The organism is Massilia sp. P1_C10, assembly GCF_056406475.1.
Genome location: NZ_JBFUAC010000001.1, coordinates 725142 through 748376, shown reverse-complemented (window position 1 = coordinate 748376; position 23235 = coordinate 725142). Strand labels below are relative to the sequence as shown.

Annotated in this window: 21 protein-coding genes; 15 read left to right on the top strand and 6 right to left on the bottom strand. The window is 66.1% G+C overall.

Annotation, left to right across the window (positions count from 1 at the left end; all coding sequences use genetic code 11):
- Window positions 1-35: 35 nt before the first annotated feature.
- From AC1D02_RS03495 to orn, 5 genes are all read right to left on the bottom strand, one after another.
- Complete coding sequence (locus tag AC1D02_RS03495; RefSeq protein WP_477313721.1) at window positions 36-1793, bottom strand: chloride channel protein; 1758 nt, start codon at window positions 1791-1793, stop codon at window positions 36-38.
- Window positions 1786-2217, bottom strand: coding sequence for a MarR family winged helix-turn-helix transcriptional regulator (locus tag AC1D02_RS03490; RefSeq protein WP_477313720.1), 432 nt, complete (start codon window positions 2215-2217; stop codon window positions 1786-1788). The genes AC1D02_RS03495 and AC1D02_RS03490 overlap by 8 nt, the downstream gene beginning before the upstream one ends.
- A gap of 106 nt (window positions 2218-2323) precedes the next feature.
- The gene (locus AC1D02_RS03485) at window positions 2324-2740 is read right to left on the bottom strand and encodes a DUF1828 domain-containing protein (protein ID WP_477313719.1); all 417 of its coding nucleotides are present in this window, start codon (window positions 2738-2740) and stop codon (window positions 2324-2326) included.
- Entirely contained in the window at window positions 2737-3195 is a 459-nt protein-coding gene (locus AC1D02_RS03480; RefSeq protein WP_477313718.1) for a hypothetical protein, read from the bottom strand. Before AC1D02_RS03480 ends, AC1D02_RS03485 begins: the two co-directional genes overlap by 4 nt.
- 113 nt (window positions 3196-3308) lie before the next feature.
- Window positions 3309-3893, bottom strand: a complete 585-nt coding sequence (gene orn, locus AC1D02_RS03475; protein ID WP_477313716.1) for an oligoribonuclease — start codon at window positions 3891-3893, stop codon at window positions 3309-3311.
- A 47-nt stretch (window positions 3894-3940) separates the two neighbouring features.
- Here orn and AC1D02_RS03470 point away from each other — a divergent pair, with 47 nt between their 5' ends.
- The 13 genes from AC1D02_RS03470 (at window position 3941) to AC1D02_RS03410 (ending at window position 20123) form a co-directional block, all read left to right on the top strand.
- Window positions 3941-5197, top strand: coding sequence for a M48 family metallopeptidase (locus AC1D02_RS03470; RefSeq protein ID WP_477313714.1), 1257 nt, complete (start codon window positions 3941-3943; stop codon window positions 5195-5197).
- Window positions 5194-5526, top strand: coding sequence for a 4a-hydroxytetrahydrobiopterin dehydratase (locus AC1D02_RS03465; protein WP_477313712.1), 333 nt, complete (start codon window positions 5194-5196; stop codon window positions 5524-5526). Before AC1D02_RS03470 ends, AC1D02_RS03465 begins: the two co-directional genes overlap by 4 nt.
- Window positions 5523-6413 (top strand): ribosome small subunit-dependent GTPase A, encoded by an 891-nt coding sequence (gene rsgA, locus AC1D02_RS03460; protein WP_477313710.1) that lies wholly within the window; start codon window positions 5523-5525, stop codon window positions 6411-6413. Before AC1D02_RS03465 ends, rsgA begins: the two co-directional genes overlap by 4 nt.
- 16 nt (window positions 6414-6429) lie before the next feature.
- Window positions 6430-9246 carry a sensor histidine kinase gene (locus tag AC1D02_RS03455; RefSeq protein ID WP_477313708.1) on the top strand — a complete coding sequence of 939 codons (2817 nt, stop codon included), beginning with the start codon at window positions 6430-6432 and terminating at the stop codon, window positions 9244-9246.
- 146 nt (window positions 9247-9392) lie between these two features.
- Window positions 9393-10319, top strand: a complete 927-nt coding sequence (argF, locus tag AC1D02_RS03450; protein ID WP_477313706.1) for an ornithine carbamoyltransferase — start codon at window positions 9393-9395, stop codon at window positions 10317-10319.
- Between the two features lie 38 nt (window positions 10320-10357).
- Entirely contained in the window at window positions 10358-11590 is a 1233-nt protein-coding gene (locus tag AC1D02_RS03445; protein WP_477313704.1) for an argininosuccinate synthase, read from the top strand.
- Window positions 11591-11715: 125 nt separating this feature from the next.
- Window positions 11716-13530 carry a methyl-accepting chemotaxis protein gene (locus AC1D02_RS03440; protein ID WP_477313702.1) on the top strand — a complete coding sequence of 605 codons (1815 nt, stop codon included), beginning with the start codon at window positions 11716-11718 and terminating at the stop codon, window positions 13528-13530.
- A gap of 7 nt (window positions 13531-13537) precedes the next feature.
- Window positions 13538-13978, top strand: a complete 441-nt coding sequence (locus tag AC1D02_RS03435; protein WP_477313700.1) for a chemotaxis protein CheW — start codon at window positions 13538-13540, stop codon at window positions 13976-13978.
- Window positions 13975-15201, top strand: a complete 1227-nt coding sequence (locus AC1D02_RS03430) for a CheR family methyltransferase (RefSeq protein ID WP_477313698.1) — start codon at window positions 13975-13977, stop codon at window positions 15199-15201. Before AC1D02_RS03435 ends, AC1D02_RS03430 begins: the two co-directional genes overlap by 4 nt.
- Window positions 15198-15863, top strand: a complete 666-nt coding sequence (locus tag AC1D02_RS03425) for a chemotaxis protein CheW (RefSeq protein WP_477313696.1) — start codon at window positions 15198-15200, stop codon at window positions 15861-15863. The genes AC1D02_RS03430 and AC1D02_RS03425 overlap by 4 nt, the downstream gene beginning before the upstream one ends.
- Entirely contained in the window at window positions 15860-18073 is a 2214-nt protein-coding gene (locus AC1D02_RS03420; RefSeq protein ID WP_477313694.1) for a hybrid sensor histidine kinase/response regulator, read from the top strand. The genes AC1D02_RS03425 and AC1D02_RS03420 overlap by 4 nt, the downstream gene beginning before the upstream one ends.
- Complete coding sequence (gene cheB / locus AC1D02_RS03415) at window positions 18070-19077, top strand: chemotaxis-specific protein-glutamate methyltransferase CheB (protein WP_477313692.1); 1008 nt, start codon at window positions 18070-18072, stop codon at window positions 19075-19077. Before AC1D02_RS03420 ends, cheB begins: the two co-directional genes overlap by 4 nt.
- Before the next feature lie 29 nt (window positions 19078-19106).
- Complete coding sequence (locus AC1D02_RS03410) at window positions 19107-20123, top strand: diguanylate cyclase (protein WP_477313690.1); 1017 nt, start codon at window positions 19107-19109, stop codon at window positions 20121-20123.
- Here AC1D02_RS03410 and murB read toward each other — a convergent pair.
- Window positions 20120-21148, bottom strand: a complete 1029-nt coding sequence (gene murB / locus AC1D02_RS03405) for a UDP-N-acetylmuramate dehydrogenase (protein ID WP_477313688.1) — start codon at window positions 21146-21148, stop codon at window positions 20120-20122. The two genes, AC1D02_RS03410 and murB, sit on opposite strands and share 4 nt — an antisense overlap.
- A gap of 108 nt (window positions 21149-21256) precedes the next feature.
- Between murB and AC1D02_RS03400 the strand changes: the two genes are divergently transcribed.
- Both AC1D02_RS03400 and AC1D02_RS03395 read left to right on the top strand, forming a co-directional pair.
- Window positions 21257-21742, top strand: a complete 486-nt coding sequence (locus AC1D02_RS03400; RefSeq protein WP_477313686.1) for a YajQ family cyclic di-GMP-binding protein — start codon at window positions 21257-21259, stop codon at window positions 21740-21742.
- Window positions 21743-21884: 142 nt separating this feature from the next.
- Window positions 21885-23150, top strand: a complete 1266-nt coding sequence (locus AC1D02_RS03395) for a nitronate monooxygenase (protein ID WP_477313684.1) — start codon at window positions 21885-21887, stop codon at window positions 23148-23150.
- Window positions 23151-23235 lie beyond the last annotated feature (85 nt).

Sequence of the window (23235 nt, the reverse complement as noted above, 5' to 3'; positions counted from 1 at the left end):
TTACCCCCGCCACCCTGCCCGCACCGTTCGCCACATCACATTAGCTGGCGATTCGATCCGATCCGGATGCGCCGGAACGCCTGGCGCTGGTGCTCCTCCTCGTGCAGGGTCAGCGACGCCTTGATCAAATCGCTGCGGCTGACCAGCCCCACCAGCCGGCGCGAGTGCGCGTCGTCCACCACCGGAAGGCGCTCGAGCTGATGCACGGCCATGCGCGTGGCCACCGTGCGGCAGGTCTCGCCCGCCAGCGCGAAGATCGGCACGTTCACGCCATACAGCTCGCCGACCAGGCGCTTGCCCTCGCCCGACACCAGCGCCGCGCGGTCGAGCATCCCCACCAGCACGCCGTCGCGCACGACCGGGAAGGCGCGATGCAGCTGGCCTTCGCCGAAATGGCTGTCCAGCACCGCGTCGATGGCGGCGCCGGCGTCGATGCGCACCGGCTGCGCCGTCATCACTTCGGCGACGCTGTGCCGCTCGAGCGGATCGATGCCGTATTCACGATAGATGTGATAACCGCGCCGCGCGATTTTCTCGGTCAGGATCGAGCGGTGCATCGTCAGCACGGTGAAGCCGTACGCCACCACCGACGCCGCCAGCACCGGCAGCAGGGCGTTGGTGTCCTGCGTGAGCTCGAACGCGAACACCACCGCCATGATCGGCGCACGCATCATGCCGCCAAGGGTGGCGGCCATGAACACCAGCGGCCACACCGCCGGCTCGCCGCCCGGCAGGTAGGGCGCCATCACCGCGCCGAGGCCCGCGCCCAGCATTAGCAGCGGCGCCAGCACGCCGCCCGAGGTGCCCGAACCGAGCGCGATCAGCCACATCACCATCTTCGCCAGCAGCAGGCCCGCGAGCACGCCGGCGCCGATGTGGTTGTGCAGCAGGTCGGCGATGACGTCGTAGCCGACGCCCAGCGCGCGCGGCTGGAAGTAGCCGCCGATGCCGACCGCAAGGCCGCCGATCGCCGGCCACCACATCCAGTGCAGCGGCAGCTTGTGGAACAGGTCCTCGACCTTGTACAGCATGGTCGACATCAGCCACGCCAGCATCCCGCACAGCAGGCCGGCGATCGCGCATGAGGCCAGGCCGAGCGGCTGCAGCGGCATGGTCTGCAGCGGGAACAAGGCGCCGCCTTCCATGATCAATGGCCGCAGCACGCCGGCCACCGCGCACGCCACCGCCACCGGCAGCAGGCTGCGCGGACGCAGTTCGAACAGCAGCAGTTCGACCGCCAGCAGCAGCGCGGCGATCGGCGTGCCGAACACCGCGGTCATGCCGGCCACCGCGCCGGCCACCAGCAGCGTCTTGCGCTCGCTGCCGCTCAGATGAAAGTGCTGTGCCAGCAGCGAGCCGACGGCGCCGCCGGTCATGATGATCGGCCCTTCTGCGCCGAACGGGCCGCCGCTGCCGATCGCGATCGCCGAGGCGAGCGGCTTGAGCACCGCGACCTTCGGCGACATCGCGCTCTTTTTAAACAGGATCGCCTCGATCGCTTCTGGGATGCCGTGGCCGCGGATCGCCTCGGTGCCGTAGCGCGCGATCAGGCCGATCACCAGCCCGCCAAGCACCGGCACCGCGATCACCCACGCGCCCAGCGTGTGCAGCGCCGGCGACGCCGGCTTGTCGGACAAGGTCTGGAAGAAGAACAGGTTGGTGAAGAAGCTGATCGCGTGCAGCAGAAGCCACGCGGTGCAGGTACTGAGCACGCCGATCACGGCGGCCATGCACGCGATGCGCAGCAGGCGCGCCTCGCCGTTGAAGTCGCGACGGGTGTCCGTCTTATTCATGCGGGTCTTCCTTCTCGATGACCGGGACGGCGAAGATGCCATCGAGGGATGCTAGTTCGGCGCGGTGCAGCGCGGCCAGGTGGGTCAGGATCGCCTCGCCGGCCGGCAGCAGGTGGATCTCGACGCGGCGCCGGTCGACCGTGCTGGGACGGCGCACCACCAGCGAACTGGTTTCGCAGCGCGACACCAGCGCAACAACGCCGTGCGGTTTGGCCTGCAGGCGCTCGGCCAGTTCGCCGACGGTGGCCCACTCGCGGCCCTTGAAGCCCTTCAGGTGCAGCAGCAGCAGGTACTGCAGCGGCGTGATGCCCTCAGCCTGCACGGCGTTCTCGGAAAAGCGCTCGAAACGGCGCATCTGGTAGCGGAACTCGGACAGGACGGCAAAATCGTCCTTGGCGAGCGAGCGCTTCGGGGGTAAGGTCATCGGCAGACTCGTCATCGGAAAACCGATAATATATCACGTCATGATATAAATTGCCCGCAAAAAAAAGCCGCAGGAGAATGCGATGCGGCTCATCTGGCTTGCGGAATTATTTCACGGCCGATACAGGTAGCTGGTCGTAGAACTCCCCCTCCCATGCTTTTTCCCAACTGATGAATGCCAACAGTGCGGCCATGTATTTGGCGAATGTGGAAGAGCAATCTCCTGGTGCGCTCTGGATTTCGATATTGCCTGCTCCCGAATACGAAACGCCATTCGATTCTGCAATCGCCGCTAAGAACTCCGTCCCACGTTCCGCGTCGACCGGGATTCCCCGTCCGAGAAAGTGAAAAAAGACATCGCCATCATCGAAGAATCGAACGAAGTCGGAACCAATTTCGGCATAGGCAGGGACGTCATCCCCATCCGCGAACTTGAATGGAGTCTTGATCATCGCCACGCTCCCATCATCGGTGAACGCTTGGCAGGGATATCCGATGATCTGAGAAAGCAATGCAAAGTTCATGGTTTCCTCACACGCCAAAAACCAGCCGGATCAGGAGGGGGTGGTTCGAAAGTGATGTTGGTTCGCGAACAGAAGTGCTCCAGAACTTCATGATATCCCCAATCCTGCCACGCTGCCGAACCGTTCAAGCGCCGGTCGCCTATATGCTCATGCGATAGGCCGTGCAAATCTTTGGTGTCCCGCGAAGTGTGCGTCACCTCAAGTTGATACACCCGGCTCTTTCCGTAGCTTCGCCTCAAATAGACTGAAAACAGATATTTGGTGGCCGTTTTCCCGCCGCTTCGATAGCTGAGCTCAACTTCCATAGGAGTTGCAAGGCCTGAATGGTCCATGACGCCGACAGACAGTACCAGGCTTGCGGGCCGATCTGCGGCTGTGGCCCACGCGAAATCGGCCTCGCAACGCAAAGGACGACTCAGGAGCACGCGCGCTTCTGCTTCGGAAATCTTCAGCATGAATGGACGGAAAGTTAGTCGGCGTGGCCGCTCCTGGCGAACGATTGCCAGGCTTCCCGGAGTATGAGCGGCCCGCGGGCGCGGCAGTTTGCCGCACCACACGGGTCGTCGAGTTACAGCTTGATGAAATGCTCGCGGTAGTACTTCAGCTCTTCGACCGACTCGATGATGTCGGCCAGCGCCGTGTGCTTCTGGTGCTTCTTGAAGCCGCCCACGATCTCCGGCTTCCAGCGGCGGCACAGTTCCTTCAGGGTCGACACGTCCAGGTTGCGATAGTGGAAGAACGCTTCCAGCTTCGGCATCGTGCGCACCATGAAGCGGCGGTCCTGGCAAATCGTATTGCCGCACATCGGCGACTTGCCGGCCGGGACGAACTGCTTGAGGAAGGCGATCAGCGCCGCCTCGGCCTGCTCTTCCGTCACGGTCGACGCCCTGACCCGGTCGATCAGGCCGCTGCGTCCGTGGGTACCCTTGTTCCACGCATCCATCTTGTCCAGCGTTTCGTCCGACTGGTGGATCGCGAACACCGGGCCTTCGGCGATGGTGTTCAGGTGCATGTCGGTGACCACGACCGCGATCTCGATGATCCGGTCGGTGTCCGGCTCGAGGCCGGTCATCTCCAGGTCGACCCAGACCAGGTTGAATTCATTCGGGCGGTGCGCGACCGCGCCTTCGGTTGTTTCAGTGGCTTGTGACATAATTCTCTCTTGGCCTAATCAATCCTGCATTTTCTCACAGGCACAGAATGTATTCATCCGCGTTTTCGGTTTTGTTTGTCGGTTTTTTGATTTTCACCTTGATCCTGCGTTTCTGGCTGGCAAATCGCCACGTGCGCCACGTGCTGGCCAACCGCGCCGCGGTGCCGGCCGAATTCGCCGCCAGCATCCCGCTCGCCGCGCACCAGAAGGCCGCCGACTACACCGTGGCCAAGACCAAGTTCGGCCTCGCCTCGCTGCTGTTCTCCAGCATCGTGCTGGTCGGCTTCACCCTGATGGGCGGCCTGCAATGGCTGGCCGCGACCGTGCTGCCGCTGACCGGCCCCGGCATGAAATACCAAATCGCGCTGCTGGTGGCTTTCGCCGCCGTCTCCGGCCTGCTCGACCTGCCGTTCGACTGGTACCGCCAGTTCGTGCTCGAACAGCGCTTCGGCTTCAACAAGATGACGCCCGGCCTGTGGCTGGCCGACATGGTCAAGGGGGCGCTGCTCGGCGCCGTCATCGGCCTGCCGCTGGTGTGGGTCGTGCTCACGCTGATGGACAAGACCGGCCCGCTGTGGTGGCTGTACGCCTGGCTGGTGTGGAGCGGCTTCCAGCTCTTGATGATGGTGCTGTTCCCGACCGTGATCGCGCCGCTGTTCAACAAATTCAGCCCGCTCGAAGACGACAGCCTGAAGGCGCGCATCGAAGGCTTGATGCAGCGCGTCGGCTTCGCCTCGAAAGGCCTGTTCGTGATGGACGGCTCGAAGCGCAGCGCCCACGGCAACGCCTACTTCTCCGGCTTCGGCGCCAACAAGCGCATCGTCTTCTTCGACACCCTGCTCGAGCGCCTGGCGCCGCAGGAAATCGAAGCGGTGCTGGCGCATGAACTGGGTCACTTCAAACTCAAGCACATCGTCAAGCGCATCGCCGTGATGTTCGCCGTCTCGCTCGGCTTCCTCGCCCTGCTCGGCTACCTGAAGACCCGCACCTGGTTCTACGAGGGCCTGGGCGTCGACCCTGTCTTCGCCAGCGACGCGATGGCGCTGATCCTGTTCATGCTGGTGCTGCCGATCTTCACCTTCGTGCTGTCGCCGCTGACCTCGATCAGCTCGCGCAAGCATGAATTCGAGGCCGACGCCTTCGCCGCCACCCACACCGACGCGCGCGACCTGGTCTCGGCGCTGGTCAAGATGTACGAAGATAACGCCTCGACCCTGACGCCCGATCCGCTGCACTCGGCCTTCTACGACTCGCATCCGCCCGCCTCGGTGCGGATTCGTCACCTGAACACGGCGGCCGCATGAACCTGCTCGATCAATTCTGCGTCGAAGGCGCCCCCAAACTGGATGATGCTGCCATCGCGATGCTGCTGCCCGAAGTCCCCGGCTGGGCCATCGACGGCGGCCAGCTGCGCCGCAAATTCGCCTTCCGCGACTACCGCGAGACCATCCAGTTCGTCAACTCGCTGGCCGAGATGGTCAACCAGGAAAACCACCACCCGACGCTGACCGTGACGTACCAGCACTGCGCGGTCGCGTATCACACCCATTCGGCCGGCGGCGCAATCTCGCAGAACGATTTCATCTGCGCGGCCAAGGCCAACGCGATCTACGCGCAGCGGGCCGGCGCATGAGCGCCATCACCGGCACCATCATCGCCGCCCACGGACGCCATTACCTGGCCGATGTCGATGGACAGAAAATCCAGTGCGTCACCCGCGCCAAGAAGACCAACATCGCGGTGGGCGACGTCGTCAACCTGCAGATGACGTCGGCCGACCAGGCCAGAATCGAATCGACCGTCGAGCGCAAGACGCTGCTGTATCGCTCGGACCAGTACAAGTCCAAGCTGCTGGCGGCGAACCTGACGCGCCTGTTCATCGTCGTCGCCACCGAACCTGGCTTCGCCGACGACCTGATTTCGCGCTCGCTGGTGGCGGCCGAAGCGGCCGGCATCGACGCTCACCTGATCCTCAACAAGATCGACGTCACCGAGTCGCTCGACAAGGCGCGCGATCGCCTGAAGATGTACACCTCGCTCGGCTACCCGCTGCACGAAGTATCGGCGCGCGCCAACCCGGAGCACGCGGTGGCCACCTTGATGCCGCTGTTAGAGGGCCAGTCGTCGATCTTCATCGGCCAGTCCGGCATGGGCAAGTCCTCGCTGATCAACCTCCTGGTGCCGGACGCCGACATCGCCGTGCGCGAAATCTCCGCCGCGCTCGACACCGGCAAGCACACCACCACCTTCACGCGCCTGTATGCGCTGAAGGACGGCGCCTCGATCATCGACTCGCCGGGCTTCCAGGAGTTCGGCCTGTACCATCTTTCGGAAGGCATGCTGGAACGCGCCTTCGTCGAATTCGCGCCCTATCTGGGCGGCTGCAAGTTCTACAACTGCCGCCACCTGATCGAGCCGCAGTGCGCCGTGCTGGCCGCGGTCGCCGACGGCAGGATCGCCAAGTTCCGCCACACGCTGTACGGTCAACTCCTGCACGAGTCGGCACAGACATTATATTAGGCCGGCTCGGATGGAGATGTTCGTCGTCGATGAGGAGCTGGCGCGCTGGGAGCAGTCCCTGCCCGCGCTGACCGGCGCCGCCCGCCTTGCACTGCTGCTGCCGCTGGCCTGGCACCTGCGCCAGCGCGACACGCGCCGTGCGCTGGCATTGGCGCACGAAGCGCTGGAGCTGCTGCCGCAAGCGGCCCTGGCGCCTGCCGCAATGGCGCTTGCCGAAGCGCGCGTCGATCTGGTGCGCGTCGAATCGCACTGGCTTCATGGCGAATTCGATGCCGCGCTGGCCCTCGCCGACGCCATCCTGGCCGACTGCGCCGATCCGCTCGCACGCGCCGATGCGTATTGGCTGCGAGCGTCGATCGCGCTCGATCGGGGCGACCATGGCGACATCGAACACCGGTTCGGCCAGGCGACGGACGCCGCCCGCGGCGGCGGCGACGAGCTGCGCGCCCTGCTGGCCGAGGCCGCGCTGGCGCGCGCGATGCTGTTGAAGGACCGCGGCGCCGCCCTGAATCGCTGGGGCGGGCAGATGAACGCACCCGGCGCCCTTCGCCATCCCGCGCTGGACGCCTGGATCCACGACTTCCGCGCGGTCGCCGCCAACCTGGCGGCCGACTTCAGCGCCTCCGCCGCGAGCTTCATGGCATGTCACGAAGCCGCTCTGCAAAGCGGCCAGCTGCGCACCGCGATCAATGCCGCCTCCAACATCGGCGAGAACTTCACGATGCTGGGCGACCATCACACCGCGCTCGAATGGATTCAGGGCGCCCTCGCGCTGGCGCGGCCCACCGGATGGCCGAAGACCGTCGGCGGCTGCCTGATGCAAAGCGCGAACACCTTGCGCCGCCTGGGCCAGCACGCCGCCGCGCAGGCCATGCTCGACGAGGCCCTCGTTGCGCTCAAGCCGGTCGCGAACGCGCGCAGCTACGCGGTCGCCTTGCAGTACCAGGGCGACCTGTCGCTCGACTGCGGCGATTTCGACGCGGCGCTGCTCACCTTCCGCGCCATCGAGGCGCGCGGCGAGATGCTGGGCCAGGCGGATTTTCAAAGCGCCGCCAAGCGCGGCCAGGCCCATGCGCTGCTGCGCCTGGGGCGCGCCGACGAGGCACGGCAAGCGGCGCAAAGCGCCATCGCGCTGGCGGCCGAACAAACCCTCGCCCATAGCCACATCGATGCGCTGCGGGTGATGGCGATGATCCACGCTTCCCACTGCCTGCCGGCGCCGCGCGGCATGACCGAGCCGACCGCCGCGCTGCACTACCTGCGCGAGGCGCTGGCGGTCGGCGCCAATATCGACCAATACTGCGCGCCGGCCGAACTGCATGACGCGATGGCGCGCGAATACGCCGCCGCCGGCGACTTCGCGCGCGCCTACGAATCCGCCCTGGCCGCCGGCGCCGCGCGCGAGCGTACCCACGGCCAGGAAACCACCAACCGCGCCATCGCGATGCAGGTGCACCACCAGACCGCGCAGGCGCGCAGCGAAGGCCAGCACCATCGAGAACTGGCGGAAGCGGAAGCGCGGCGCGCCGAACTGCTGCAGCGAACCAGCGACACGCTGGCGCGGCTGTCGGCGATCGGCCAGGAAATCACCGCGCAGCTCGACGCGCCGGTGGTGTTCGCGGCCCTGAACCTGCATATCCGCGCGCTGCTCGGCGCCAGCACCTTCGCGATCTACCTGACCGACGAAAGCGGCGCCCGCCTCGAGCGCGCTTTCGGCGTCGACATGGGCCGCCCGCTGCCGCCCAATTCGATTCCGCTGTCGAACTCGGAGGCGATGTCGGTGCGCTGCCTGGCGGAGCGGCGCGAGATCTACATTCCGCACTGGCCCGAGGCCGACCAGCGCAAGGTGGCGCGCGACGATTACCTTTCCGCCCTGTTCGTGCCGCTGGTGGTCGGCGAGCGCGCGATCGGCGTGATGACCGTGCAGGCGCCGCAGTCGCACGCCTGGGGCGAGGACGAGCGCCTGATCTTCCGCACCCTGTGCGCGTACGGCGCGATCGCGCTCGACAACGCCGAGGCCTACCGCCAGCTGAAGGACGCCCAGTCGCAGCTGGTGTCGCAGCAGAAGCTGGCCGGGCTCGGGTCGCTGATGGCCGGCGTCGCCCACGAACTCAATACCCCGATCGGCAACAGCCTGCTGATCGCCAGCACGATGCAGGCCAAGACCGAAGAAATCGAGCGGAAGCTGAACGCCCACGGCCTGCGCCGCTCCGACCTGGCGGCCTACCTGGAAGACACCAGGACGGCGTCGGTGCTGGTGCTGCGCGGCCTGTCCAGCGCGGCCGACCTGGTGAACAGCTTCAAACAGGTTGCGGTCGACCGCACCACCGAACAGCGGCGCGCATTCAGCCTGCTGCAGGTGTGCCGCGAAAGCATCGCGACAATGATGAACCGGATCCGCGGCGCCGGCCACGAGATCGAGCTGCACATCGACGAACACATCGTCCTCGACAGCTATCCCGGTCCGTTCGGCCAGGTCGTCACCAATTTCATCAACAACGCCCTGCTGCACGGGTTCGGCGCCGAGCGGCGCGGCCGCATGGTGCTGTCGGCCGCGACGCCGGCCGCTGACCGCGTGCTGTTCGCGTTCCGCGACGACGGCGCCGGCATCCCGCCCGAGCACCTGAACCGCATTTTCGACCCGTTCTTCACCACCAAGCTCGGACAGGGCGGCAGCGGGCTGGGGCTGTCGATCAGCTACAACATCGTCACCGTGCTGCTGGGCGGCCAGGTGTCGGTGACATCCGGCGCGCACGGCGGCGCCTGCTTCACGCTCGACCTGCCGCTGGTGGCGCCATGCCTGGGTCAGGGTCCGCACGACCCGTCCATCTGACTGGCGCCGCGACCGGCACCCGGGGTCAGGTCCGACGGACCTGACCTCGCCTTTGACGGCGCCGCAGGAATAACCACCGCCCTGTTTCCCGGAAAACAGGCAAACCCCTTATAATTGTCTGCTAGCCGCCTCAAAAAGTTGCATGCATGTCTACCAATAAACCCATCAAGCACTTCCTGCAGTTCTCCGACTTCACGCTGGCCGAATTCGAGTACGTCATCGAACGCGCCAAGATCATCAAGCGCAAGTTCAAGAGCTACGAGATCTATCACCCGCTGATCGACCGCACCCTGGTGATGGTGTTCGAGAAGAACTCGACCCGCACCCGCCTGTCGTTTGAGGCGGGCATGCACCAATTGGGCGGCGCGGCGATCTACCTGAACACGCGCGACAGCCAGCTCGGACGCGGCGAGCCAGTGGAAGACGCCGGCCAGGTCATGAGCCGCATGTGCGACATCATCATGGTGCGCACCTTCGGCCAGGAGATCATCGAGCGCTTCGCGGCGAACTCGCGGGTCCCGGTGATCAACGGCCTGACCAACGAACACCACCCCTGCCAGGTGCTGGCGGACGTCTTCACTTTCGTCGAGCACCGCGGCTCGATCACCGGCAAGACGGTGGCGTGGATCGGCGACGCCAACAACATGCTGTACTCGTGGCTGCAGGCGGCCGAGGTATTCGGCTTTCACCTGAACGTGTCGACGCCGAAGGGCTACGACATCGACATGGCGCAAGTGAGCACCAAGCGCTTCACCTTCTTCGACAACCCGTCCGACGCCTGCGCCGGCGCGCACCTGGTCAACACCGACGTGTGGACCAGCATGGGCTACGAGAAGGAGAACGCCGCGCGCCTCGAAGCCTTCGCCGGCTTCATGGTCGACGCGCCGAAAATGGCGCGGGCCGCGCCGGACGCGCTGTTCATGCACTGCCTGCCGGCCCACCGCGGCGAGGAAGTCTCGGCCGACGTCATCGACGGGCCGCAATCGGTGGTCTGGGACGAAGCGGAAAACCGCCTGCACGTGCAGAAGGCCCTGATCGAATACCTGCTGCTCGGCGAAATCTCCGGCCGCTGATTTATCAAACCATTCAAGCAATCCAACGGAAAATCATCATGAGCGATATTAAAAAAGTAGTCCTCGCCTATTCGGGCGGCCTCGACACCTCCGTCATCCTGAAATGGCTGCAGGATAACTACGGCTGCGAAATCGTCACCTTCACGGCCGACCTGGGCCAGGGCGAAGAACTCGACCCGGCGCGCGCCAAGGCGCTCAAGTTCGGCATCAAGCCGGAGAACATCTACATCGACGACGTGCGCGAAGAGTTCGTGCGCGACTTCGTGTTCCCGATGTTCCGCGCGAATACCGTCTATGAAGGCGAGTACCTGCTCGGCACCTCGATCGCCCGTCCGCTGATCGCCAAGCGCCTGATCGAGATCGCCAACCTGACCGGCGCCGACGCCATCTCGCACGGCGCCACCGGCAAGGGCAACGACCAGGTGCGCTTCGAGCTGGGCGCCTACGCCCTCAAACCGGACGTCAAGATCATCGCGCCGTGGCGCGAGTGGGACCTGCTGTCGCGCGAGAAGCTGCTGAAGTACGCGGAAGACGCCGGCATCGACATCGACATGAAGCACAAGCAAGGCGGCGCGCCGTACTCGATGGACGCCAACCTGCTGCACATCTCGTTCGAAGGCCGCCACCTCGAAAACCCGAGCGCCGAAGCCGAAGAGAGCATGTGGCGCTGGTCGGTCAGCCCGGAGAACGCGCCGGACCAGGCCGAATACCTCGACCTCGAATACGAGCGCGGCGACATCGTCGCCGTCAACGGCGTGCGCATGTCGCCGGCCACGGTGCTGGCCGAACTCAATCGCCTCGGCGGCAAGCACGGCATCGGCCGGCTCGACCTGGTCGAGAACCGCTACGTCGGCATGAAGTCGCGCGGCTGCTACGAAACCCCGGGCGGCACCATCATGCTCAAGGGCCACCGCGCGATCGAGTCGATCACGCTGGACCGCGAAGTGGCGCACCTGAAGGACGACCTGATGCCGCGCTACGCGTCGATGATCTACAACGGCTACTGGTGGGCGCCCGAGCGCGTCGCGCTGCAGACCCTGATCGACCACACCCAGGCCACCGTCAACGGCTGGGTGCGCATCAAGCTGTACAAGGGGAACGTGATTGTCGTGTCGCGCGATTCGAAGACCGACTCGCTGTTCGACATGAACATCGCCACCTTCGACGAAGACGGCGGCGCCTACAACCAGGCCGACGCCGGCGGCTTCATCAAGCTCAACGCCCTGCGCATGCGCATCGCCGCCAAGGCGCGCGCCAAGCGCGGCCAGTAAGCCCGCCTGCCGTCGCCAAGGCCGCCTCCGGGCGGCCTTTTTTGCATCCGCCGCCGTTAATCGCGCCGCGCCCTTCGGCAAAATGGTACATTGTCGGCGATCAATATATGTACCCCGGAGAAACCATGTTTAAAGACCTGAGCATCAAGAACAAGCTGATTATCGGCCTGGGCGCGATCGTGGCCATCATGCTGTTGCTGCTTGCCCTCGCCTACAACAACTTCTCCCGCCTGTCCGACGCGAACCGCTGGGACCGCCACACCCTGGAAGTGCTGCTCGAGACCAATCACATCACCACCTCGCTGCTGCAGGTGCAGACCGCCACGCGCGGCTTCATGTTGACCGGGAACGAGTCGCTGGTGACGCCGATCGAAAAGGAAGAGGCCGAGGCGCGCGCCCACCTGGCCAAGTCGCGCGCCCTGACCGTGGACAATCCGAATCAGCAGGAGCGCCTTCGCCGTCTCGAGCCGATGATCGACAACTGGATCAACAACGTCATCTCGCCGCTGATCGAGAAGCGCCGCGAATTGAACAAGACCGCCGGCGTGTCCCAGCAGGTCGCCAGCGCCGCCGATGTGCTCAATGGCGCCCGCACCATCGCCGATATCCGCAAACTGATCGACGACATCGCCGACGAAGAGAACCGCCTGCTCGCCGCGCGCAGCACGGAGTCGGCCGCGCTGCAGCAAAACCAGTTCCTGCTCCTGAGCGCCGGCGGCGCGTTCTGCCTTGTGCTCGCGGCGAGCATCGCGTGGCTGCTGACCAACGCGCTGCTTAACCCGCTCAACAGCCTGACCGGCGTGGTCGGCCGGATCGCCGCCGGCGACCAGGACGCGCGCGTGGCCATCACCTCGAACGACGAGCTGGGCAAGGTCGCGGTCGAATTCAACCGCATGGCGCAGTCGATCCAGGACAGCCAGGCCAAGGAGCTCGCCGCCACCAACGAACTGCGCGCCAAGGTCGATGCTCTGCTCGACACCGTGTCGAAGGCGGCGTCGGGCGACCTGACCGGCGCCATCACGATCGGCGGCAGCGACGCCATCGGCCGCCTCGGCGAAGGCCTCAAGACCATGTTCGACAACCTGCGCAGCCTGCTCAACAACGTGCAGAAGGCCGGCATCCAGGTCACCACCTCGGCCACCGAAATCGCCGCCTCGGCCAAGCAGCAGGAAGCCACCGGCATCGAGCAGGCCCAGACCAGCGTCGAGATCCTGTCGACCACCAAGGAAATCTCGGCCAACACCACCCAGCTGCTGCGCACCATGGAAGACGCCACCGCGGTGGCCGACTTCACCACCAGCGCCACCGCCGAAGCCCAGGGCAACCTGAAGCGCATGGACCTGACCATGCAGCGCATGGTGGCGGCGACCGATTCGATCAACGCCAAGCTGGCCGCGCTGTCGGAAAAGGCCAGCAACATCAACAGCGTGCTGATCACGATCACCAAGGTGGCCGACCAGACCAACATCCTGTCGCTGAACGCCGCGATCGAAGCGGAGAAGGCGGGCGACGCCGGCCGCGGCTTCTCGGTGGTGGCCACCGAAATCCGCCGCCTCGCCGACCAGACTTCGGTCTCGACCTGGGACATCGACCAGATGCTCAAGGAGATGCAGTCGGCGGTGTCGGCCAGCRTGATGGGCATGGACAAATTCTCGGAAGAGATCCGCCGCAGCGTCGGCGAAGTGCGCCAGGTCGCCGAGCAGCTGTCGTCGGTGATGGACCAGGTGCAGAAACTGGCGCCGCAGTTCGACCTGGTGCTGCAGGGGATGCAGTCGCAGGCCGTCGGCGCCTCGCAGATTTCCGACACCATGATGCAGCTGAACGACGCCACCCAGCAGACGGTGGAATCGCTGAAAGCCACCAGCGAAGCGGTGCACCAGCTGCAGTACGCGGCCAGCGACCTGCAATCGTCGGTCGCCACCTTCGCCGTGAACGCCTGAGACTTCGATGAAAGTGCTGGCGTTCTCGATCGGCCCTGACCGCTATGGCTTGCGGCTGCGGGCGATTGCGCGCGTGCTGCCGGTGGTCGAGCTCAAGCAGGTTCCGCTCGCGCCGCCCTACGTCGCCGGCCTGATGGACCTGCATGGCGCGCCGGTGCCGGTGATCGACCTGTCGCGCCTGGCCGGCTTCACCCCCGACGCGGTGTGGTTCGACACCCGCATCGTGCTGGTCGACTACGGACCGCACCAACTGGGCCTGCTGGCCGAGCACGTGATCGGCATCGAAACCATCGACGATGGCGCGCTGGCCGACAGCGGCGTCGATGGCGCGCCCTTCCTCGGACAGGTGGCGTCGAGCGCCGCCGGCATGCTGCAGCTGGTCGAGGTCGACGACCTGCTGGCGCCGGACGTGCGCGCGCTGCTGTTCCCCGCGGGAGCGCCGGCATGACAGCGCGCGCGATGCTGCAGCGCGCGACCGGGCTCGAAGTGAGCCAGCAGGCGGTCGACCGCGCGCTGCGAGAGCGCATGGCCATTTGCGGCGTCGACGACAGCGCCCGCTATTTGAAGGCGATCACGCCGGAAGAATTGGCGGCGCTGGTCGAACTGGTGGTGGTGCCGGAGTCGTGGATGTTCCGCGATCCCGAAGCGTTCAACACCGCTACCGCTTTCGTGCTGCGCCGCCTGGCCGAGCGGCCTGACCGCATCGTGCGCATCCTGTCGCTACCCTGCGCCGGCGGCGAAGAACCGTACACGATCGCGATGGCGCTGGCCGACGCCGGCGTCGCGCCCTCCTCGTTCCGCATCGACGGCATGGACCTGTCGTCGGTGGCGCTGGCGCGCGCGGTGGCCGGCCGCTACACCCGCAACGCTTTCCGCGGCCGCGACGTGGCGTTCCGCGAGCGCCATTTCACGCGGGTCGGCGACGAATACCAGATCAGCGACGTGCTGCGCGGCCAGGTCAGCTTCGCGCAGGGCAACCTGCTCGCGCTCGACGTCAGCGCCGCCGCCGGCCGCTACGACGTGGTCTTCTGCCGAAACCTGCTGATCTACTTCGACGAGCCCACCACCGCTGCGGCCATCGCAACCCTGAATACCCTGCTGGCCGATGACGGCATTCTGTTCGCCGGCTATGCCGAAGTGCCTTGGTTTGTGCGCCACGGCTTCGCGCCGCTGCGCGTGCCGGGCGCGTTTGCGCTGCAGAAGGCGTCGGCAGTACCGGCGCCTCCGCCAAAACCCGTTGCACGCGCCGCCGCCAAACATGGGGTCAGGTCCGCCGGACCTGACCCCGTCGTTGTCGCGAAGGCCACTTCCAAGAAGGCGCCAGTTCCCGCCCCCGCCGCACCAGTCGACCTGCTGGCCCAGGCAAAAGGCCAGGCCGACCGCGGTGACTACAAAGGCGCCGCCGCCTCCTGCCACGCGCTGCTGGCAAAAGACCCAAACGCCGCCGAGGCCTACTACATCCTCGGCCTGGTCAGCGAAATCGAACGCAAGCCCGGTGCCGCCGACGACTACTGGCGCCGCTGCGTCTACCTGCAGCCCGACCATTACGAAGCGCTGTGCCACTTGGCCCTGCTGGCCGACCAGGCCGGCGACACGCGCCAGGCCGAGACTTTCCGCAAGCGCGCCGCCCGCATCTACGGCCGCCGCCAGCCCGAAGGAGGCGCGGCATGATCCCGATCCGCATCGAAGACTGCTGGAACCACATCGGCGTCAGCGGAGACCAAAGCTGCGAGAAGCTGGAGCAGAACATCCACTGCCGCAATTGCGACGTGTACTCCGATGCCGCCCAGCGCAACCTGCAACGACCGGTCGGCGACGGCTACCGCGCCGAGTGGGCCGAGCATTTCCGCCAGCCCGCCGCGCGCGACGCCGCCAGCGACCAGTCGGCGCTGGTATTCCGCATCGGCCGCGAATGGCTGGCGCTGCCGACCGCCACTATCGGCTCGGTCGCGCCGCTGGCGCCCAGCCACAAGCTGCCGCACCGGCCCAGCCGCGCCCTGCTCGGCATCGTCAGCGTCGGCGGCAAGCTCACGCCGTCGATGTCGCTGGGCGCCCTGCTCGGCCTCGACGAGCATGACGCGCCGTCCACGGTCGGACGCCACGTGTTCGCGCGCCTGCTGGTGATGCAATGGGAGGGACTGTCCTTTGCGCTGCCGGTGGCCGACCTGCGCGGCATCGCGCGCTATCCGCAGGCGAGCCTCGCGGCGCCGGCCGCCACCATCAACAAGGGCCTCGACCGCTTCCTCACCGGCGTGCTGCCGCTGGGCGATCTGCGCGTCGGCGTGCTCGACGCCGCGCTGGTCGGCCACCAACTGACAAGGTTACTGCGATGAGCCAGGAAGACCTGAGCCAGTTTTCGATGCTGGACCTGTTCCGCATGGAGGCGGAGGGCCAGACCCGCACGCTGACCGACGGCCTGCTGGCGCTCGAGCGCGGCGCCGGCGACGCCGGCACGATCGACTCGATGATGCGCGCGGCGCACTCGATCAAGGGCGCCGCCGCCATCGTCGGCCTCGACGTCGTGGTGCAGCTTGCGCACGGCATGGAAGACGCCTTCGTCGCCGCGCAGCAGGGCGCGCTCCAGCTCACGCCCGGCCGCATCGACGTGCTGCTGGTCGGGGTCGACCTGATCGTGCAGGTGTCGGCCCTCGACGAGGACGCCCTGCCGGCCTGGTTCGCGCAGAACGCCGACCGCATCGCGCTCGCCATGCAATCGATCGCACAAGTCGCATACATCGAGGACGCGCCGGCGCCGCCTGCCGCACTCCCCCCGGAGCCGGAACCTGAGCCAGTGGCGCAGCCCGCGCATGCGCCGCGCGCGGTGCAGCAGAACTACGACCAGCTGCTCGCGCTGGCCAGCGAGACGCGCATCAATGCGCACCAGCTGGTGCCGGTGGTCGAGTCGCTGCAGCGCTTCAAGCGCCACCAGGCCAGCCTGTTCAAGGCCATCGAACAGCTGCACGAGGCGCTGGTGCGCACGGCGGACCCGAGCCTGATCGAGCAGTCCGCGCTGGCCCTGCAAAAGACCCATCCGCTCAAGCAGATCCTGCACGATCACATGGCGGACCTCGACAGCTACGAGCGGCGCGTGCTGACGGTGTCGAACAACCTGGTCGACGAAGTGCTGGAACTGCGCATGCGCCCGTTCCGCGACGGCGTGCACGCGTTCGGCCGCATGGTGCGCGACTTGGCCCGCAGCCTCGGCAAGGAAGCCCAGCTGACCATCAGCGGCGAGGACACGCTGGTCGACCGCGACATCCTGGCCAACATCGAAAATCCGCTGAACCACATGCTGCGCAACGCCGTCGACCACGGCATCGAAACGCCGGCGCAGCGCCTCGCCGCGGGCAAGCCGGCGGCCGGCGCGATCCGGCTCGAAGCGAATCACCGCAACGGCATGCTGTCGATCGTCATCAGCGACGACGGCGCCGGCGTCGATCTCGAACGGATCCGCGAGGCGGTGGTCAAGCGCAAGCTGGCCAGCAGCGCGATGGCCGAGGCGATGTCGGCGGCCGAACTGATGGAATTCCTGTTCCTGCCGGCGTTCAGCCTGAAGGAGACCACCAGCGCGATTTCCGGCCGCGGCGTCGGCCTCGACATCGTGCAGCAGGCGATCCGCGCCCAGAACGGCAGCGTGCGCATCGAGTCCGAGCCGGGCCGCGGCACCCGCACCTTCATCACCCTGCCGCTGACCCAGTCGATCGTGCGCGCGCTGGTGGTCGACGTGCAGGGCGAGGCTTACGCGATCCCGATCGTCAAGGTCGAACGGGTGCTCATGCTGCCGCAGTCGGCCCTGCATACGTTGGAGAGCAAGCAGTTCTTCGACATCGGCGGCGAGCACCTCGGGCTGGTGTCGGCGGCCCAGGTGCTCGAACTGGGCCAGATGGAGCCATCCGCCGGCGACTTGCCGGTGGTCGTGATCGGCTCCGGCGCGCGTCGCTACGCGCTGGTGGTTGACGCCATCCGCGGGGAGCAAAGCCTGGCGGTGCAGCCGATCGACGCGACCTTCGGCAAGCTGCGCGACATCGCCTCGGCGGCCCTGCTCGACGATGGCGCGCCTGTGCTGATCCTCGACGTGGCCGACCTGCTGCTGTCGATCGACAAGCTGCTGCACGAAGGCGGCCTGCACCAGCTGGCGCACTCGGGCGAGCACGAACAGAAGAAGGTCAAGCGCGTGCTGGTGGTCGACGATTCGCTGACGGTGCGCGAAATGGAGCGCAAGCTGCTGCAGGGCCGCGGCTACCAGGTCGACATCGCGGTCGACGGCGTGGACGGCTGGAACGTGGTGCGCAGCGCCGATTACGACCTTGTGCTCACCGACGTCGACATGCCGCGCATGGACGGGGTGGAACTGGTCGGCCTGATCCGCAAGGACCTGCGCCTGCACAAGATGCCGGTGATGATCGTGTCGTACAAGGACCGGCCGGAAGACCGCGCGCGCGGCATGGCGGCTGGCGCCGACTACTACCTGACCAAGGGCAGCTTCCACGACGAGACCCTGCTCGAAGCGGTGCTCGACCTGATCGGGGAGCCGGTGGCATGAGGATCGGCATCGTCAACGACGTCGCGATGGCCGCCGAGGCGCTGCGCCGGGTGGTCGCCGCCAGCCGCGAGCACGAGGTGCTGTGGGTCGCCCGCAGCGGCGACGAAGCGGTGCGCATGTGCGCCGCCCAGCGCCCCGACCTGGTGCTGATGGACCTTGTCATGCCGGGCATGGACGGCGTCGAGGCGACGCAGCAGATCATGCAGGCCTCGCCGTGCGCGATCCTGATCGTCACCGCGCAGCCGCAGGACAACGTCGGCCAGGTATTCCGCGCCCTCGGCGCCGGCGCGCTCGACGTCACCGCCACCCCGCTGCTGATGAACGGCAGCGGCGGCGACGCCGCCCACCTGCTGGCCAAGATCAAGACCATCGGCAAGCTGATTCGGGTCAGCCTCGAAAAGCCGGCCGGCGCGCCCCGCCCGGCCGCCGGCCCGGTGAGCCACCTGCTTGCGGTCGGCGCCTCGACCGGCGGCCCCGGCGCGATCGCCAAAATATTCGGCGGCTGGACGCCGGCGCCCACCACCGCGATCGTGGTGGTGCAGCACATCGACGCCAACTTCGCCGGCCATTTCGCAAAATGGCTGAACGACCAGCTGACGATCCCGGTGCGCGTCATCGAGGAAGGCGACTCGCTCCAGCCGGGCGTCATGCACATCGCCCGGACCAACGACCACCTGGTGCTCGACGCCGGCCACCGCATGCACTACGACGCCGATCCGCGCGACTACGCCTACCGGCCGTCGGTCGACGTGTTCTTCCGCTGCGTCGCGGCGCACTGGGAAGGCGACGCCACCGGCGTGCTGCTGACCGGCATGGGGCGCGACGGCGCCGCCGGCCTGCTGGCGATGCGCCAGGCCGGCAAGGACACCATCGCCCAGGACCAGGCCAGCAGCGCGGTCTACGGCATGCCGCGCGCGGCCGCCGAGATCGACGCCGCCCAGCGCATCCTTTCACTGGACAACATCGCCGGCGCTTTACGCAGTAAAATCGGCATTCGCCTGTAAATACGCACCTACCACGAGAACCACGATTCATGTCAGCAGTCACTGCAACTACAGGCGCCGCCGAGCCATCAGTCACACAGTTCAAGGTTCGCGTGCTGCTGGTCGACGACCAGACCATCATCGTCGAAGCGGTGCGCCGCATGCTCGCCGAGCAGGCCGACATCGAGTTCCATTACGTGACCGATGCAGCGACCGCGCTGGCCACCGCGCGCCAGCTCCAGCCGACCGTGATCCTGCAGGACCTGGTGATGCCCGAAGTCGACGGTTTCACGCTGATCCGCGACTACCGCGAGGACGACGCGCTCAAGCACATCCCGGTGATCGTGCTGTCGGCAAAGGAAGATCCGAAGCTGAAGGCGCACAGCTTTGCGGTCGGCGCCAACGACTATGTGGTCAAGCTGCCGGATCGCCTCGAACTGCTGGCGCGCATCCGCTACCACTCGACCGGCTACACCGCGCGCCTGCAGCGCGACGAGGCCTTCGCCTTCCTGCGCGCGAGCCAGCGCAACCTGGCCGACGCCAACATCGAATTGCAGAAGCTCGCCGCGCTCGACAGCCTGACCGGCATCGCCAACCGGCGCCGTTTCGACGAAGTGATCCGGGCCGAATGGCAGCGCGGCCAGCGCGACAAAAAGCCGCTGTCGCTGGTGATGTGCGACATCGACTGCTTCAAGATATACAACGACACCTTCGGCCACCTGGCCGGAGACCTGTGCCTGAAGAAGGCCGCGGCGGTGCTGACCGAACACCTGAAACGCCCGGCCGACGTGGTGGCGCGCTTCGGCGGCGAGGAGTTCGCCATCGTGCTGCCCGATACCGGCGCGGATGGCGCGCTGCTGATCGCCAATGCCTGCCGCGAGCACCTGGAACGGCTCGCGATCGACAATCCGCAGGCCCCAAGCGGCCGTGTCACGATGTCGCTCGGCGTCGCAACCGTCCTGCCGTCGAAATCAAGCTCGCCCGAAGCCCTGATCGAAATGGCCGACAAGGCGCTGTACGTGGCCAAGAACGACGGCCGCAACCGCGTCGTCGCCGCGCCGGACTAGACGAACACCGGCTCCGGCTCCAGCACCACGCCGTAGCGCGCCGCGACGTCGGCCTCGATCGCGCGCGCCAGCGCCAGCACGTCTTCGCCGCGCGCGCCGCCGTTATTCACCAGCACCAGCGCCTGCTTCGGATACACGCCGGCCGCGCCCAGGGTCCTGCCCTTCCAGCCGCACTGGTCGATCAGCCATCCTGCGGCCAGCTTCTCGCTGCCGTCGGCCTGGGCGTGATGCACCAGCGCCGGAAACTGCGCCAGCAATTCGGCGCAGCGCGCGCCCGACACCACCGGATTCTTGAAGAAGCTGCCGGCGTTGCCGATCACCGCGGGGTCGGGCAGCTTGCGGCGGCGGATCGCCACCACCAGGTCGCTGACCTGCTGCGCGCTCGGAGCAATCAGGCCGGCCTGCTGCGCCGCCTGCGCCAGTTCGGCGTAGCGCAGGTTGGCCTGCCACGTAGCGGGCAGCGCGAAGGTCACGTCGACGATCACCAGGCCGGCGCCGGCGGCGTGCTTGAACACGCTGTCGCGGTAGGCGAAGCGGCATTCGTCCGCGCCCATGCGGCGCAATTCGCCGCTCGCGATGTCGTACACCGTCACCGAATCGAACACGTCCTTCAATTCGACGCCGTAGGCGCCGATGTTCTGGATCGGCGCCGCGCCCACGGTGCCGGGAATGAGCGACATGTTCTCCAGCCCTCCCAGGCCCTGCGCCAGCGTCCACTGGACGAATTCGTGCCAGTTTTCGCCGGCCGCCGCGCGCACCAGCGTGTGAGCGCCGCGCTCGCCCAGCACCTCGCGCCCCTTGATCGCCATGTGCAGCACCACCCCGTCAAAGTCGCCGGTCAGCACGATGTTGCTGCCCCCGCCCAGCACCAGGCGCCGCATGCCGGCAAGCGCCGGATCGGCCAGCGCCGCGGCCAGTTCGGCCACCGCGCCGATTTTCACGTAGCAGCGCGCGCGCGCATCGATGCCGAAGGTATTGCAGGACTGGAGGGAGAAATCGTGGGCGATGGCGAGGTCTGGAAGCATGGCGGGCAATTCGTGGTTTCGAAGATTATAAGTGGAAACTATCAGCCAGTCCGGCCGTTGTCCGTTAAAATATCGCCATTCATAATCAGCAATACAAAGGAATTCATCATGCCCTCGTTTGATGTCGTCTGCGAAGCGGACATGGTCGAAGTGAAAAATGCGGTCGAACAGTCCAACAAGGAAATCACGACCCGCTTCGACTTCAAGGGAAGTTCCGCCAAGGTGGAACAGAAGGAAAACGAACTGACCGCCTTCGCCGACGCCGATTTCCAGCTCGACCAGGTGCGCGACGTGCTGACCAACAAACTGGCCAAGCGCAAGGTCGACGTGCGCTTCCTCGACCCGGGCAAGGTCGAGAAAATCGGCGGCGACAAGGTCAAGCAGGTCATCAAGATCAAGAACGGCATCGAATCCGACGACGCCAAGAAAATCGTGCGCGTCATCAAGGACAGCAAGATGAAGGTCCAGGCCAGCATCCAGGGCGACGCCGTGCGCGTTACCGGCGCCAAGCGCGACGACCTGCAGGCCGCCATGGCGATGCTGCGCAAGGACGTGGCCGACCTGCCGCTGGAATTCAACAACTTCCGCGACTAAGCGCCGATTTAACAAAGTTGCTTCGTATAACACCTCGTGAAACCCTATCCTGCTTAGGGTAGAATTGAGGATGTGCAAACACGCCCACGCGAGCCTGTGTTAGCGCGCCAAGAAAAACTCGGTTAGTAGTTTAAGGATTGCAATGAAACGTGTTGATGATTTCCGCCTGCGTCTGGGCAACAAGGATTACGTGCCCATCATGATCGGCGGCATGGGCGTCGACATTTCGACCTCCGAGCTGGCACTCGAAGTGTGCCGGCTGGGCGGTATCGGCCATATCTCCGACGCAATGGTTCAAGACGTTTCAGACCGCAAATTCGACACGAGCTTTGTCAAGGAAAAAACCAGGACCTACAAGTTCAACATCAACAACATGGACAAGGCGGTGGTCCAGTTCGACCTGGCGCGCCTGGCCGAAGCGACCATGCTGCACGTCGGCAAAACCATGGAAGCGAAGCGCGGCGATGGCCTGATCTTCGTGAACTGCATGGAAAAGCTGACGATGAATTCGCCGAAGGAAACGTTGCGCACCCGCCTGTCGGCCGCGCTCGACGCCGGCATCGACGGCATCACCATGTCCGCCGGCCTGCACCTGGGCTCGTTCGCGCTGATCGCCGACCATCCGCGTTTCCGCGACGCCAAGCTGGGCATTATCGTCTCGTCGGTGCGCGCGCTGCAGCTGTTCCTGCGCAAGGTCTCCAAGCTCGACCGCCTGCCCGACTACATCATCGTCGAAGGCCCGCTGGCCGGCGGCCACCTCGGCTTCGGCCTCGACTGGAAAGATTTCGACCTGCACACCATCATGGACGAGGTCCATGCGTTCATGCGCGCCGAGCAGCTGAACATCCCGATCATCGCGGCCGGCGGCGTGTTCACCGGTTCCGATGCGGTCGGCTTCCTCGAAAAGGGCGCCGGCGGCGTCCAGGTAGCGACCCGTTTCACCGTCACCCACGAGTGCGGCCTGCCCGACGACGTCAAGCAGGAGTACTTCAAGGCCACCGAAGACGACATCGAAGTCAACGGCATCTCGCCGACCGGCTATCCGATGCGCATGCTGAAAAACACGCCGGCGATCGGCTCGGGCATCCGCCCGGGCTGCGAGTCCTACGGCTACCTGCTCGACGCGACCGGCAACTGCTCCTACATCAACTCGTACAACCGCGAAGTGCTGGCCAACCCGGACACCAAGAACATCGTGGTCATGGACAAGACCTGCCTGTGCACGCACATGCGCAACTTCAAGTGCTGGACTTGCGGCCATTACACCTACCGCCTGAAAGACACCACGCACAAGCTCGCCAACGGCCAGTACCAGCTGCTGTCGGCCGAACACGTGTTCAAGGACTATCAGTTCAGCACCGACAACCAGATCGCCCTTCCCCCGAAGGAAGAAGTCGCCGCCGCGTAAATCGCGCCGCGCGCCGGGCGCCGCGCGCCGCGCCCCGAACCAGCCACGGCGTGCCGTGGCTTTTTTTCGTCCCGATTTCTGTAAT